Here is a 13,950-nt window from a genome sequence, read left to right on the forward strand (position 1 = left end):
CGGCCATCTCCTCCCCGCGAAAAGAAAACCTCCCCCTGCCATCCAGCTGCCACCGCGCGACCTATACTGGCTCCGGCTTTTCATGGAGCGAAAGCAATGCGCGTCGGTGCGGGGAAGGAGCGGAACCGTCGGTTCCGCGGGGTGCTGAGGGGAATGACGGTCATGCTCGTCCTGGCGCTGCTGCTCGCGCTGGCCGGCTGCAAGCGCAACGAAACCGGGCAGTTGCCCGCCGCCAGCGGCGAGGCGATCCAGGGCCAGGCGGCGCCGGTCACCGGCTTCGCGCTGGTGCGCGCCTATCCCGACGATGACGACGACGGCCTGTCGCTGGCGCTGGAATTCACCCAGCCGCTGGTCGGCACGCAGGATTTCGACAAGCTCATCCGCTTCCAGCACGACGTCGGCAACGACGACAGCAGCTGGTCGCTTTCCGACGACGGCAAGACGCTGCGCTTCCCCTACATCGAGGCCGGCAAGGACTACACGCTCACCATTTCCGGCGACCTGCTCGCCGCCGACGGCACGCGCCTGGGCAAGCCCCTCACCCAGGCGGTGTTCGCCGCCGACCTCAAGCCCGCCGCCGGCTTCGCCTCGCAGGGCAGCGTGCTGCCGGCGCGCGACAGCCGCGGCCTGCCGGTGGTGTCGGTCAACGTGCCGGAAGTGGACGTGGAATTCATGCGCGTGCGCGAGGACGCCATGCCGGCGTTCTTCAGCCAGTACCAGCGCGGCGGGCGCCGCAGCGGCTGGGAGCTGGACCGCACCTACGGCGGCAACACGCCGCTGGCCAAGCTGGCCGAGCCGGTCTACGTCAACCGCTTCATGCTCACCGGCAAGAAGAACCAGCGTGCGCTGACCTACCTGCCCATCCAGGACATCAAGGAGCTGCAGGCCCCGGGCCTGTATTTCGCCGTGCTGCGCCAGCCGGGCAAATTCAGCGACAACTACGACACGGTGTTCTTCACCCTGTCCGACATCGGCCTGCATGCGCGCGCCTACAAGTCGCAGTTGTTCGTGCACACCGCCTCGCTGGCCAATGGCGATCCGCTGGCCAAGGTCGAGCTGCGGGTGATCGACGCCAAGGGCGAGACCGTGCTCAAGGGCGCCACCGATACCCACGGCAACGCGCTGCTCAACTACACGCTCGACGCCGGCCAGGTGCTGGTGGCGCGCAGCGGGCAGGACCTGTCGCTGCTGCCGTTCAACCAGCCGGCGCTGGACCTGAGCGAGTTCGCCGTGGCCGGGCGGCAGAATGCCTGGTTCGACGTCTTCGCCTGGTCCGGCCGCGACCTCTATCGCCCCGGCGAAACGGTGCGCGTGTCGGCGCTGCTGCGCGACAACGACGGCAAGCCGGTGCAGCCGGGCAAGGACAGCAAGGCGCAGCCGCTGTTCCTGCGCCTGAAGCAGCCCGACGGCAAGACCTTCCGCGAGGCACGCCTGCAACCGGGCGAGCAGGGCTACGTCGAGTTCACCCAGCGCATCCCCGACGATGCGCCAACCGGCCGCTGGCAGCTGGAGTTTCGTACCGACCCGGGCAGTGCCGAGGCGATCCAGGGCCTGACCCTGCGCATCGAGGAGTTCCTGCCCGAGCGCATGAAGCTCACGCTCGACAGCGCGCAAGCGGTGATCAAGCCCGGCGAGCCGCTCAAGCTGCAGGCCGAGGCGGCCTACCTGTACGGCGCGCCGGCCGCAGGCAACCGCTTCACCGCCAAGCTGGCGGTGGCGGTGGAGCAGCATCCGCTGGACGCGCTGCCGGGCTGGTTCTTCGGCGACCCGACCGTGGTGCTGCCCAAGGAAGCCAACGACGTCATCGACACCGAACTTGCTGCCGACGGCAAGCTCGAAGAGGACGTCGCGCTGCCGGGCGAAGCCAAGCCGGTCACGCCGATCGCCGCGGTGCTCTCGGGCAGCGTGTACGAGACCGGCGGGCGCACGGTGAGCCGCACGCTGAAGAAGGTGCTGTGGCCGGCCGATGCGCTGGTCGCCGTGCGCCCGCTGTTCGACGACAAGGAAGGCGCCGACGCCAATGCGAACGCGCGCTTCGAGCTGACCCGCGTCGGTGCCGACGGCAAGCCGCGCCCGGCCAAGGGCCTGAGCGTCACGCTGGTGCGCGAGTTGCGCGACTACCACTGGCAGTTCCGCGACGACACCTGGGACTACGACTTCACCCGCCGCTTCGAGAACAAGCAGACGGTGAAGCTGGACGTGGGCAGCGGCACCACCAAGTTCGACTTCCCGGTGGAGTGGGGCGAATACCGCATCGACGTGTTCGACCCGTCCACCGGCCTGACCATGCGTTACCCGTTCCGCGCCGGCTGGAGCTGGAACGACGACAACCGCGGCCTGGATGCGCGCCCGGACAAGGTCAAGCTGGCGCTGGACAAGACCAGCTATCGCGCCGGCGATACGCTCAAGGTCACGCTGACCCCGCCGCACGCCGGCCGCGGCGTGCTGATCGTGGAGAGCGACAAGCCGCTGTACGTGCAGGACATCCAGGCCAAGGCGGGCAGCACGTTCGAAATTCCCGTCACCGCCGAGTGGGAGCGCCACGACGTCTATGTCACCGCGCTGGTGTTCCGCGGCGGCAGCGCGGCCAGCAAGATCACCCCGGCGCGCGCGGTGGGCGTGGCGCACGTGCCGATGGACCGCAAGATGCGGCGCGTGGCCGTGGGCCTGGTCGCGCCCAAGCAGATGCGCCCCGAGCAGCCGCTGCCGGTGCAGGTGAGCGTGCCGGAACTGGCGGGGCGGCAGGCGCACGTCACCGTCTCGGCGGTGGACGTGGGCATCCTCAACATCACCCGCTTCCCGGTGCCGGACGCCAACGCGCACTTCTTCGCCCAGCGCCGTTTCGGCGTGGATGCGTATGACGTGTACGGGCGCGTGATCGAGAGTTTCGACGGCAGCACCGGCCGCCTGCGCTTCGGCGGCGACATGGCGCTGGAAGCCTTGCCGCAGGCGCGGCGCCCGACCGCGCGCGTGCAGACGGTGGACCTGTTCTCCGGTTCGGTGCAGCTCGACGCCAAGGGCAACGCGCGCCTGCAGCTGCCGGTGCCGGACTTCAACGGCACGCTGCGCGTGTCGGCGCTGGTCTACGCCGACGACCGCTACGGCAACCGCGACGTGGAGACGCTGGTGCGCGCGCCGATCCTGGCCGAGGCCTCGATGCCGCGGGTAATGGCGCCGGGCGACCGCAGTACCGTCACCGTGGACGTGCAGAATTTCACCGGCAAGCCGGGCAGCTTCGACGTGCGTGTGGAGGGCGAGGGCCCGCTGGCCATCGGCGAGAACACCCGCCGCATCCAGCTGCAGGCCGACGCCAAGCAGACCCTGAGCTTCCCGCTGACCGCGCGCGAGGGCCACAGCGTGGCCAAGGTGCGCGTGCGCGTGGGCGGCGGCGGGTTCCAGGTGGATCGCCACTACGAGTTGCCGGTGCGTGCCGCCTGGCCGTCCGTGCTGCGTGCGCGTACGCTGGTGCTCGACCCGCTCGCGCCGGTGACGCTGGGCGCCAGCGATGCCGAGGGGCTGATGAGCGACTCGGTCGAGGCGCGCATGGTGGTCAGCGCGCTGCCGCCGATTCCCTTCGCCGCCGCGCTGAAGGGCGCGCTGGACTATCCCTATGGCTGCGCCGAGCAGACCACCAGCAAGGGCTACGCCGCGCTGATGCTCGACGAGGCCACGGCGAAGATGCTGGGCGTCACCGGGCTGGAGGCGGCCAAGCGCCGCGAGCGCATGGAAGGCGCGCTGGGCCGGCTGGCCTCGATGCAGGTGGGCAGCGGGCACTTCTCCATGTGGGGCGACGACGACTACACCAACCCGTGGCTCACGCCGTACATCACCGAGTTCCTGCTCGACGCCAAGGATGCCGGCTTCGCCGTGCCGGACACCGTGCTGCAGAAGGCGCTCAACCGGCTGAGCGAAGACCTGCTCAGCGGCGGCAACGCGTTCTATGGCTACGACCGCCGCGAGAGCCTGCGCTTCGCCAACCAGGCGTGGTCGGGCTACGTGCTGGCGCGCGTCAACCGCGCCCCGCTGGGCACGCTGCGCGCGCTGTACGACAACGATCGCGACAAGGCCGCCACCGGCTTGGCGCTGGTGCACCTGGGCGTGGCGCTCACGTTGCAGGGCGACCGCAAGCGCGGCGAAGCCGCCATCGCGGCCGGCTTCGCCAAGGGCAGCGACGATCGCCCCGGCTGGTTCGGCGACTACGGCACCCCGATCCGCGACGACGCGCTGATGATGGCGCTGCTGCACGAACGCGGCCTGGCCAAGCCCGAGTACGACGCACGCACCGTGCCGCTGGGGCAGGCGCTGGAGGCGCGCCGTGGCGATGGCCGCGGCAACCTGTGGCTGAGCACGCAGGAGCAGGTGGCGCTGGCCCGCCTGGGCAAGGCGCTGGCCGCCAGCAGCACGCGCCGGGTCTCCGGCACGCTGGAGGCCGGCGGGGCCCGCGAGGCGGTGGACCCGGTACGCGTGTTCGGGCGCAGCTTCGACGGGGCCGCGCTCGCCCAGGGCGTGCGCTTCGTGCCGCAGGGCGAGGCCCCGATGTATGCCAGCGTCGAAGTGGCCGGCATCCCGCGCCAGGCACCGGCGCCGGACAGCAGCCAGATCCTGGTCGAGCGCAGCTGGTACGGCACCGACGGCAAGCCGTGGAAGCCGGGCCCGCTCAAGGAAGGCGAAGCGCTGATCGTGCAGGTGCAGGTCACCACCAAGACCGACATGCCCGATGCGCTGCTTACCGACCTGCTGCCGGCCGGCCTGGAGATCGAGAACTTCAACCTCGGCGATGCCTCGCAGTGGGCCGACGTGGTCGTGGACGGCATCCAGATCAACGACCGCGGCGACGCGGCCGAGGTGCGCCACGAGGAGTTCCGCGACGACCGCTACGTGGCCGCGCTCAAGCTTTCCGCCAATGACACCGCACGCGTGTTCTACCTCGTGCGCGCGGTGACGCCGGGCACGTACCAGGTACCGCCGCCGATGGTCGAGGACATGTACCGCCCGGCGCTGCGCGGCATCGGCCGCGTCGCCCCGGAGACGCTGACGGTGGTGCAGCCGTAAATGCCACGGGCGCCGGCCCCGCGCCGGCGCCCGCGTGTCGCCTCCATGCCCGCATCGCCCGCCGCTACCACTGTCCGCCCGCGTCGCTTCCACGGCAGAGGGCTGCGCTGGACCGTGGCCGCGCTGCTGGCGCTGCTGCTCCTGCTCGATGTGCTGTTCCCGCCGCCGCTGCCGAGCACGCCGGACGTCTCCACGCTGGTGGTGGCCGCCGATGGCACGCCGTTGCGCGCCTTCGCCGACCGCGAGGGCGTGTGGCGCTATCCGGCCACGCCCGGCAGCGTGTCGCCGCTGTACCTGCAGGCGCTGCTGAATTACGAGGACCGGCGCTTCTACCAGCATCCCGGCATCAATCCGTGGGCGCTGCTGCGCGCGGGCGGGCAATGGCTGCGCGCCGGCCATATCGTCTCCGGCGGGTCCACGTTGACCATGCAGGTGGCGCGCATCCTCGACCCGCATACGCGCACGCCGTGGGGCAAGCTCAAGCAGATGTTGCGCGCGTTGCAGCTCGAGACGCGGCTGAGCAAGGCGCAGATCCTGCAGCTGTACCTGGAACGCGCGCCGTACGGCGGCACCATCGAAGGGGTGGAGGCGGCGAGCTGGGCCTACTTGGGCAAGCCCGCGTCGCGGCTCTCGCACGCCGAGGCGGCACTGCTGGCCGTGCTGCCGCAATCGCCCAGTGCGTTGCGGCCGGACCGGCACCCAGAGCGTGCCCGTGCCGCGCGCGACAAGGTGCTCGACCGCATGGCCGCGCTCGGCGTGTGGACGCCGGCGGAGGTGGCCGACGCACGCATCGAGCCGGTGGTGGCGCGCGCATTGCAACCGCCGCTGCACGCCGCGTTGCTGGCCGAACGCCTGCGCGCCGCGCAGCCTGGCCAGGCGCGCATCGCCAGCACGCTCGACGCGCAGCTGCAGCGCACCCTGGAGGAGCGCGTGGCCAGCTATTTCTCGCAGCTGCCCGAGCGCACCTCGGCGGCGCTGCTGGTGGTGGACAACCAGACGCTGGAAGCGCGCGCCTATGTCGGCTCGGTCGCCTTCACCGATACGCGCCGGCAGGGTTACGTGGACATGGTGCGCGCGTGGCGCTCGCCGGGCTCCACGCTCAAGCCGTTCCTGTACGCGATGGCGCTGGACGACGGGCTGATCCATTCCGAGAGCCTGCTGGTCGATGCGCCGCAGAGCTTCGGCGGCTACCGGCCGGGCAATTTCGACGCGGCGTTCAACGGGCCCATCGGCGCGGCCAGCGCGTTGCGCCTGTCGCTCAACGTACCGGCGGTGGACCTGCTCGACCGCGTGGGGCCGGCACGTTTCGCCGCGCGGCTGGACAACGCCGGCATCCACCTGCGCTTTCCGCGCGGCGGCACGCCGAACCTGGCGCTGATCCTCGGCGGTACCGGCGCGCGGCTCGAAGACCTGGTCGGCGCCTTCGCCGCGCTCAACCGCGGCGGCATCGCCGGGCGCGTGCGCTACCGTGCCGAGGAACCGGCCGTGGACCGCCGGCTGGTCTCGCCCGGCGCGGCATGGATCGTGCGCGAGGTGCTGGAAAGCAACCCGCGTCCCGGTTACGGCGCGGCCATGTTCGATACCGCGCGCCGCCCGCGCGTGGCCTGGAAGACCGGCACCAGCTACGGCTACCGCGATGCCTGGGCGCTGGGCAGCACGCGGCGCTATACGGTCGGCGTGTGGGTGGGGCGCCCGGACGGCACGCCGCTGCCCGGGCAGTACGGCGCGATCACCGCCTTGCCGCTGATGTTCGAGGTGGTCGATGCGCTGCCGCGGCAAGCCGCCGATGCCGCGCCGGCCCCGATGCCGCCCAGCGTGAGCCAGCTCGAGATCTGCTGGCCCAGCGGCGAAGCGGCGGACACGTTGCCGCCGGCGCTATGCGCGCGCCGGCGCGAGGCGTTCGCGCTCGAGGGCGCGGTGCCGCCGACCTTCGCCGAGCGCGATGCGCGGCTGTGGCGCGCGGGGCGCGAACGCTACCGGGTGGATGCGCGCAGCGGCCTGCGCCTGTCCACCCAGTGCCGCCAGCCGCACGCCGAGCAGGTGCGCGAGATCGCGCGCTGGCCGGCGCTGGCCTCGCCGTGGCTGAGCGAGGCCGAGCGCCGCCAATCGCGCCCGCCGCCGCTGTCGCCGGATTGCCTCGCCGATGGCGTGGACACCGGCGGCGAGCTGCGCATCCAGGGGCTGGTGGAGGGCGCGGTGCTGGCCGCCGCGCCGGGCCGCCAGCGCGGCGTGCGCCTGCAACTGCGGGCACTGGGCTCGGATGCGCCGATCGATTGGCTGCTCGATGGCCGCGCGATCGGGCACAGCGAAGGCAGCGCGATATTCACCCACGTGTTCGACCAGCCCGGCGAGCACAGCCTGACGGCGCTGGCCGGCGATGGCGCGTGGGTCCGGCTGAAATTCCGCGTGCTGGAGTAAGCCCCCGCCCGTTCGGGCGAGGGCTTGGGCGGATTACGAACCGATCCAGCCGTCGAGCAGGTCGGAGAACTCGTCGGCGTGTTCCTCTTCCTGCGCCAGGATGTGCTCCAGGATGCGCTTGGTCGTGGTGTCCTTGTCGCCGATGAAGTCGATCATCTCGCGGTAGCTGTCGATGGCGATGCGCTCGGCGATGAGGTTTTCGCGCACCATGTCGCGCAGGTCGGTGCCTTCCTTGTACTCGGCGTGCGAGCGGGCGGTCAGCGTATCCGGGTTGAGGTCCGGCTCGCCGCCCAGCTGCACGATGCGCTCGGCCAGCTTGCCGGCGTGTTCCTGCTCTTGCTGGGCGTGCTCCAGGAACTCGGCCTTGATCGAGTCGGCGAGCATGCCCTTGGCCATGAAGTAGTGGCGGTAGTAGCGCAGCACGCACACGTATTCGGTGGCGAGCGCGGCGTTGAGCAGCTTGATCACCGCCTCGCGGTCGGCATGGTAGGTGCGGGTGATGGCGCCGTCCTCCACGTTCTTGCGCGCGTTGGCGCGCAGCGTGGCGGTGTCGGTGAGGCCCGCGGGCGTCTGCGGGGTCTTCTGCTTCTTGTCGGGCTCGGCTGGCTTGGGCATGGCTTGCCTTTCCTCTGGTGCGATCGGTTGATCGGGATTTATTGCGGCAGGTGCGCGAGCACGTAATCGGCCGCGGACGTCTTGAATTCGCCGGGCGCCTCCACCCACAGCGCCTTCACCACGCCGTCGTCGGCGTACAGGGCGAAGCGCCGCGAGCGCAGGCCCATGCCCGACGCGCTGGCGTCCATCTCCAGGCCGAGCGCGCGGGTCAGTTCCGCGTTGCCGTCGGAGAGCAACTGCAAGGCGTCCGGCGCGGACTGGCTGCGGCCCCAGGCGCGCATCACGAACGGGTCGTTGACGGCCATGCAGTACACCTCGATGCCGCGCTGGCGGAACTGCTCGAAGTGTTCGATGTAGCCGGGCAGGTGCTTCTCCGAGCAGGTCGGGGTGAACGCGCCGGGGACGGCGAACAGCACCACCTTGCGGCCGTCGAACAGGGTGCGCGTGTCCACGCTCTCCATGCCCTCACGCAGGCGCTTGAGCACGACTTCGGGGATGCGGTCACCAACCTGGATGGTCATCGGAGCAACTCCTGTGGATGAAGGAAGACTAAAAATCGATGGGGGAAGACCGCGTCAACGTCTTGAAAGCGCCGTGCCGGCGCCTATGTCCGGGAACAGGGCGGGGCGACCCCGCCACCCTTTTCCAGGAGACACATCATGAACGTCGTACGTTACCGCCGCTGGCCGCAGGCCGCCGACCTGGCGCCGCTGTTCGGCCGTACCGCCTTCGCCGGCACCGCCGCCAACGCCGAGCAGTGGCAGCCGCGCGTGGACATCCGCGAGGACGCCGAAGCCTTCGTGCTGCAGGCCGACCTGCCGGGCATCGACCCGGCGCAGATCCAGGTGCAGATGGACCGCAACGTGCTGTCCATCAAGGGCGAGCGCGCGGCCGCACCGCTGGCCGAGGGCCAGCGCAGCGTGCTGGGCGAGCGCCGCACCGGGGCCTTCGAACGCCGCTTCGCGCTGCCGGACACCGCCGACGCCGAAGGCATCACCGCCACGGGCAGGCACGGCGTGCTGGAAATCCGCATTCCGAAGAAGGCCGAAGCGGCCCCGCGCCGGATCGTGGTGGGCGAGGACCGCTGAGGTCCTGCCCGGTTCCTCACGGCCAGCCCGTAGAATGGGCGGTGGCGATCAGCCGCCGCCGACGGCCCGCGGTCGCGAGACGGCGGGCCGTTGTCATTTCGAGGTGATGGATGGAATTCAAGGATTACTACGCGACCCTGGGCGTGGAGCCCAGCGCCGGCGAGGCGGAGATCAAGACGGCCTACCGCCGGCTCGCTCGCAAATATCACCCCGACGTCAGCAAGGAAGCCGGCGCGGAAGAAAAATTCAAGGCCGTCAACGAAGCCTATGAGGCGTTGCGCGACCCGCAGAAGCGCGCCGCCTACGACCAGCTGCGCGCGCAGGGCTACCGCCCGGGCGAGGAGTTCCATGCGCCGCCGAATTTCAACGGCGCGCAGGGCTTCGATTTCGAGGAGATCTTCGGCAATGGCGGCGCGGGCGGCGGCTTCTCGGATTTCTTCGAGAGCCTGTTCGCCGGCCAGCGCGGCGGGCGTGCCCGCGGCGGCGCTGGCGCCGGGCCGCAGCCGCGCGGGGATACCCGCGCCAAGCTGGCGGTGCCGCTGGAAGCGGTGTATTCGGGCGACAGCGTGCGCATCACCGTCAACGGCCGGCAGCTGGACGTGCGCGTGCCCAAGGGGGTCACGCCGGGGCAGGTGATCCGCCTGGCCGGGCAGGGCAGCCAAGGAGGCAACCTGTTGCTGGAGATCGAGTACGCCGCGCACCCGCAGTTCGAGGTCGATGGCCGCAACATCCTCTATACCTTGCAGGTCATGCCGTGGCAGGCCGCGCTGGGCACCTCGATCGGCGTGCCGACGCTGGGCGGCGAGGTGGAGCTGAAGATCCCGGCCGAATCCGACGCCGGGCGCAAGCTGCGGCTGCGCGGGCGCGGCTTGCCGGGCACCCCGGCGGGCGACCAGATCGTGGAGCTGGAGATCCTGGCGCCGGCGCCGACCGAAGAGGCGCAGAAGAAGGCCTATCGCAACCTCGCCAAGGCGTTCGGCGAGAGCTTGTAAGACCGGCCTGCCGGAAAGAAAAAAGCGCCGCGATGGCGGCGCTTTTTTCATGTGCGGCGGTGGCGCTTCACCCCAGCGGGGTGTCGTCGGCGCGGCTGAAGACCCGCTCGATCACTTCCGACAGCTCGTCCTCGGAGAACGGCTTGGTGATGTAGGCGCGCGCGCCCTGGCGCATGCCCCACATGCGGTCGGTGTCCTGGTCCTTGGTGGTCACCAGGATGACCGGGATGTTCTGCGTGCTCGGCTCGCGCTTGAGCGTGCGCGTGGCCTGGAAGCCGTTGAGGTTAGGCATCACCACGTCCATCAGCACCAGGTCCGGCAGCGAGGCCTTGGCCGCTTCCACGCCGGCCGCGCCGTCGGTGGCGGTGATGGTCTCGTGGCCGAGCTTCTCCACGATGCGCTGGATGCCCAGCAACTGCGAAGGCGAATCGTCGACGATCAGGATGCGCGCCATGTGGTTCCCCGTGTGTGCCGGGCGAGTGTAGTGCCAGCGCGGTGGCGCCGGATAGAGGGCGGCGCGGGTAGCGGGCGGGTCAGTCGATCCGCACCACGGTGCGGCCGAAGGACTGCCCGGCCAGCATCGCCTCGAACACCGCCGGCAGGCCATCCAGGCCCACTTCGCGGGTGCAGATGCGCGCCAGGTGGCGCGGCCGCCACGGGCCGGCCAGCTGCGCCCAGACCTCCTCGCGGATGTCGCGCGCGCTACCCGACGAGCCGATGCCCAGCAACGACACGCCGCGCAGGATGAAGGGCATCACCGTCATGTCCAGGTCCGCCGAGGCCGCCAACCCCGCCGAGGCGACGCTGCCGTAGGGCACGGTCTGCGCCAGCAGGCTGACCAGCATCGGGCCGCCGACATTGTCCAGGCCGCCGCCATAGCGCGCCGTGTCCAGCGGCTTGGTGGTCTGCAACGCCTCGCGGCCGAGCACTTCGGTGGCGCCGATGTCGCGCAGGAATGCCGCGCGGTCGGCCTTGCCGCTCACCGCGTGCACCTCGAAACCGGCGCCGCTGAAGATGTCCACCGCCAGCATGCCCACGCCGCCGGTGGCGCCGGTGACCAGCAACGGGCCCATCGCCGGCACCTGGCGGTTGTCGCGCAGCCGCAGCAGCGCCAGCGCGGCGGTATAGCCGGCGGTGCCGATCACCATGGCCTCGCGCAGGTCCATGCTGGGCGGCAGGGCGATGACGGCGCTCGACGGCAGGCGCACGTACTGCGCATAGCCGCCATCGCGGGTTTCGCTCAGGCCGCAGCCGGTGGCCAGCACCGCGTCGCCTTCGCGATAGGCCGGATCGGTGGAGGCGACGACGTGGCCGGACACGTCGATGCCGCCCACCAGCGGGAAGCGGCGCAGGATGCGGCCCTTGCCGGTGCCGGCCAGAGCGTCCTTGTAGTTCACCGACGACCAGGCGGCGCGGATCACCACCTCGCCCGGGGCCAGGTCGTCCAGGCCGATCGCCTCCCGCCCGGCGCGGTGGCCGCCGGTGTCGCCGTGGATGCGGAAGGCGTCGAATTGCGCGGGAACGGACATGGACGTACTCGCCGGTGAACGGGGGAGCGGGCACGATAGCCGCTCCCGCTGGGCGGGTGGGCCCCTTCTTGTAGAATCGGGCGACAGAACCCAAATCGGGGTTTTCCGGGTGCCATTGCGTGCCCGACCTTCAGATGGAGCGTGCATGGCCTGGAATACACCCGGCAGCAAGGGGCCTGATGGCCCGGATGACAATCGCCGTGGCGGCTGGAAGCCGACCGGTGGCAATGGCGGCGGGGGCGGTTGGGGCGGCATGCCCGGGCAGTTCCGCGACCTGTTCGATGGCGGCGTGTGGCGCTGGGTGTTGCTGGCGGTGGTGCTGCTGGTGCTGTTCTCCAGCTTCCAGCTGATCCGCGAGCAGGACCGCGGCGTGGTGCTGCGCTTCGGCCAGTACACGCGCACCCTGCAGCCGGGCCCGAACTTCAAGCTGCCGTGGCCGATCGAGTCGGTGATCAAGGTCAACGCGACCGAGATCAAGACCTTCAGCAACCAGATGCCGGTGCTCACGCGCGACGAGAACATCGTCAACGTCGAGCTCAACGTGCAGTACCGCGTGGACGACCCGCGCCAGTACAAGTTCGGCACCTTCGATGCGGACCAGGTGCTGCAGCAGGCCGCGCAGAGCGCGGTGCGCGAGCAGGTCGGCCGTTCGGACCTCAACGCGGTGCTCAACAACCGCGGCCCGCTGGCCACCGCCGCGCGCGAACGCCTGCAGGCTTCGCTCACCGCCTACAACACCGGCCTGGTGGTCACCGGCCTGACCCTGCCCAACGCGCGTCCGCCGGATGAAGTGAAGCCGGCCTTCGACGAGGTCAACGGCGCCCAGCAGGTGCGCGAGCGCCTGATCAACGAGGCGCAGGCCTATGCCGCCAAGGTGGTGCCCGAGGCGCGCGGCCGTGCCGCCAGCACGCGCACCGTGGCCGAGGGCTACAAGGAGGCGGTGACCGCCAAGGCCCAGGGTGACGCGGACCGCTTCAGCCTGCTGCAGCAGCAGTACGCCGGTGCGCCGGAAGTGACCCGCAAGCGCCTGTGGCTGGAAACCGTGCAGGAAGTGCTGGCGCAGAACCGCAAGGTGGTCGGCGGCGATGGCCGCCAGCTGATCTACGTGCCGATGAGCGATGCGGCCGCCAAGCCGGCCGCGCAGCTGCCGACGATGGCGTTGCCGAGCGTGCTCTCGCAGGACAGCGGCAGCAGCGCCGCGCCGCTGAGCGCGGAAAGCATCCGCAACCCGGAGCGCGGCCCGCGCCCGACCGGCCGTGACGGGAGTGAACGATGAAACAGTCCATCTGGATCGCCCTGGCGGTGGTCGTGTTGCTGGGCCTGATGGGCTCGGCGTTCGTGGTGCGCGAGGACCAGACCGGCATGGTGCTGAACCTAGGGCGCGTGGTGCGCTCTGATCTCAAGCCGGGCCTGCACTTCAAGATCCCGGTGGTGGAGACCGCGCGGGTGTTCGACCGCCGCTTCAAGGTGCTCAACACGGCCCCGGCACGCTACTTCACCGCCGAGCAGAAGGACGTCAGCGTCGACTTCTTCGCCATCGGCTACATCTCCAACGTGGCGGATTTCTACCGTGCGACCGGCGGCGAGGAATCGGTGGCCGACGCGCGCCTGGCGCCGATCATCACCGACTCGCTGCGCAACCAGATCAACGCGCGCACGTTGCAGCAGCTGGTGTCGGGCGACCGCAGCGAACTGATCGCCGGCCAGCTGGCGGGCATCAATTCGGCGATCAAGGGCCTGGGCATGCAGATCACCGACCTGCGCATCAAGCAGATCGACCTGCCGGCCGACAGCCAGATCATCAACGACGTCTACGAGCGCATGCGCGCCCAGCGCAAGCAGGAGGCGAGCAAGCTGCGCGCCGAGGGCGAGGAGCAGTCGCTGAGCATCCGCGCGCAGGCCGACCGCGAGGCGACGGTGATCGTGGCCGACGCCGAGCGCGATGCGCAGAAGCTGCGCGGCGAAGGCGATGCCGAGGCGGCGCGCATCTACGGCAAGGCGGCCTCGGCCGACCCGTCGTTCTATGCGTTCTACCGCAGCCTGGAGGCCTACCGGAACTCGATGGCCGACGGCAACGGGGTGATCGTGCTCGACAAGAACGACCCGTTCCTGCAGTACTTCAAGGGCGATCGCTGAGCAACTCGCCGCTTCGAGGAAGGCCGCCCGCGGGCGGCCTTTTTCGTTGCAGTTCGGCCCTGCACATGCCTGAACGAGAAAAGGGTGGTCGGCGTCACCGGAAACCCGGATAATGCACAA

Annotated in this window: 10 protein-coding genes; 6 read left to right on the forward strand and 4 right to left on the reverse strand. The window is 70.5% G+C overall.

Annotation, left to right across the window (positions count from 1 at the left end):
• Positions 1-153: 153 nt before the first annotated feature.
• Both P6166_RS05940 and pbpC read left to right on the forward strand, forming a co-directional pair.
• Positions 154-5,052 (forward strand): alpha-2-macroglobulin, encoded by a 4,899-nt coding sequence (locus P6166_RS05940; protein WP_277763563.1) that lies wholly within the window; start codon positions 154-156, stop codon positions 5,050-5,052.
• Positions 5,053-5,097: 45 nt separating this feature from the next.
• Entirely contained in the window at positions 5,098-7,470 is a 2,373-nt protein-coding gene (gene pbpC, locus P6166_RS05945) for a penicillin-binding protein 1C (protein ID WP_277763564.1), read from the forward strand.
• Positions 7,471-7,503: 33 nt separating this feature from the next.
• Here pbpC and P6166_RS05950 read toward each other — a convergent pair whose 3' ends face one another.
• Positions 7,504-8,085 carry a ferritin-like domain-containing protein gene (locus P6166_RS05950; RefSeq protein WP_277763565.1) on the reverse strand — a complete coding sequence of 194 codons (582 nt, stop codon included), beginning with the start codon at positions 8,083-8,085 and terminating at the stop codon, positions 7,504-7,506.
• 38 nt (positions 8,086-8,123) lie between these two features.
• The gene (locus P6166_RS05955) at positions 8,124-8,606 is read right to left on the reverse strand and encodes a peroxiredoxin (protein ID WP_277763566.1); all 483 of its coding nucleotides are present in this window, start codon (positions 8,604-8,606) and stop codon (positions 8,124-8,126) included.
• 138 nt (positions 8,607-8,744) lie between these two features.
• Between P6166_RS05955 and P6166_RS05960 the strand changes: the two genes are divergently transcribed.
• Both P6166_RS05960 and P6166_RS05965 read left to right on the forward strand, forming a co-directional pair.
• Positions 8,745-9,173 (forward strand): Hsp20/alpha crystallin family protein, encoded by a 429-nt coding sequence (locus P6166_RS05960; protein WP_277763567.1) that lies wholly within the window; start codon positions 8,745-8,747, stop codon positions 9,171-9,173.
• A 110-nt stretch (positions 9,174-9,283) separates the two neighbouring features.
• Positions 9,284-10,165 carry a DnaJ C-terminal domain-containing protein gene (locus P6166_RS05965; protein ID WP_277763568.1) on the forward strand — a complete coding sequence of 294 codons (882 nt, stop codon included), beginning with the start codon at positions 9,284-9,286 and terminating at the stop codon, positions 10,163-10,165.
• Between the two features lie 67 nt (positions 10,166-10,232).
• Here P6166_RS05965 and pilH read toward each other — a convergent pair whose 3' ends face one another.
• Positions 10,233-10,619 carry a twitching motility response regulator PilH gene (pilH, locus tag P6166_RS05970; protein ID WP_277763569.1) on the reverse strand — a complete coding sequence of 129 codons (387 nt, stop codon included), beginning with the start codon at positions 10,617-10,619 and terminating at the stop codon, positions 10,233-10,235.
• A 79-nt stretch (positions 10,620-10,698) separates the two neighbouring features.
• The gene (locus P6166_RS05975) at positions 10,699-11,694 is read right to left on the reverse strand and encodes an acryloyl-CoA reductase (protein ID WP_277763570.1); all 996 of its coding nucleotides are present in this window, start codon (positions 11,692-11,694) and stop codon (positions 10,699-10,701) included.
• Positions 11,695-11,839: 145 nt separating this feature from the next.
• Here P6166_RS05975 and hflK point away from each other — a divergent pair, with 145 nt between their 5' ends.
• Together hflK and P6166_RS05985 are read left to right on the forward strand one after the other, a co-directional pair.
• Positions 11,840-12,970, forward strand: coding sequence for an FtsH protease activity modulator HflK (gene hflK, locus P6166_RS05980; protein WP_277763571.1), 1,131 nt, complete (start codon positions 11,840-11,842; stop codon positions 12,968-12,970).
• Complete coding sequence (locus tag P6166_RS05985; RefSeq protein ID WP_277763572.1) at positions 12,967-13,830, forward strand: protease modulator HflC; 864 nt, start codon at positions 12,967-12,969, stop codon at positions 13,828-13,830. The genes hflK and P6166_RS05985 overlap by 4 nt, the downstream gene beginning before the upstream one ends.
• The last annotated feature ends 120 nt before the right edge of the window (positions 13,831-13,950 follow it).

Source organism: Stenotrophomonas sp. HITSZ_GD (genome assembly GCF_029543105.1).
Taxonomy (GTDB): Bacteria; Pseudomonadota; Gammaproteobacteria; order Xanthomonadales; family Xanthomonadaceae; genus Stenotrophomonas_A.

What these genes read in the sequence shown, in the direction of transcription:
- P6166_RS05955 (WP_277763566.1), bottom strand. Translation starts at nt 8,606, where the DNA reads ATGACCATCCAGGTTGGTGACCGCATCCCCGAAGTCGTGCTCAAGCGC.
- pilH (WP_277763569.1), bottom strand. Translation starts at nt 10,619, where the DNA reads ATGGCGCGCATCCTGATCGTCGACGATTCGCCTTCGCAGTTGCTGGGC.
- pbpC (WP_277763564.1), top strand. Translation starts at nt 5,098, where the DNA reads ATGCCCGCATCGCCCGCCGCTACCACTGTCCGCCCGCGTCGCTTCCAC.
- P6166_RS05965 (WP_277763568.1), top strand. Translation starts at nt 9,284, where the DNA reads ATGGAATTCAAGGATTACTACGCGACCCTGGGCGTGGAGCCCAGCGCC.
- P6166_RS05985 (WP_277763572.1), top strand. Translation starts at nt 12,967, where the DNA reads ATGAAACAGTCCATCTGGATCGCCCTGGCGGTGGTCGTGTTGCTGGGC.
- hflK (WP_277763571.1), top strand. Translation starts at nt 11,840, where the DNA reads ATGGCCTGGAATACACCCGGCAGCAAGGGGCCTGATGGCCCGGATGAC.
- P6166_RS05960 (WP_277763567.1), top strand. Translation starts at nt 8,745, where the DNA reads ATGAACGTCGTACGTTACCGCCGCTGGCCGCAGGCCGCCGACCTGGCG.
- P6166_RS05950 (WP_277763565.1), bottom strand. Translation starts at nt 8,085, where the DNA reads ATGCCCAAGCCAGCCGAGCCCGACAAGAAGCAGAAGACCCCGCAGACG.
- P6166_RS05940 (WP_277763563.1), top strand. Translation starts at nt 154, where the DNA reads ATGACGGTCATGCTCGTCCTGGCGCTGCTGCTCGCGCTGGCCGGCTGC.
- P6166_RS05975 (WP_277763570.1), bottom strand. Translation starts at nt 11,694, where the DNA reads ATGTCCGTTCCCGCGCAATTCGACGCCTTCCGCATCCACGGCGACACC.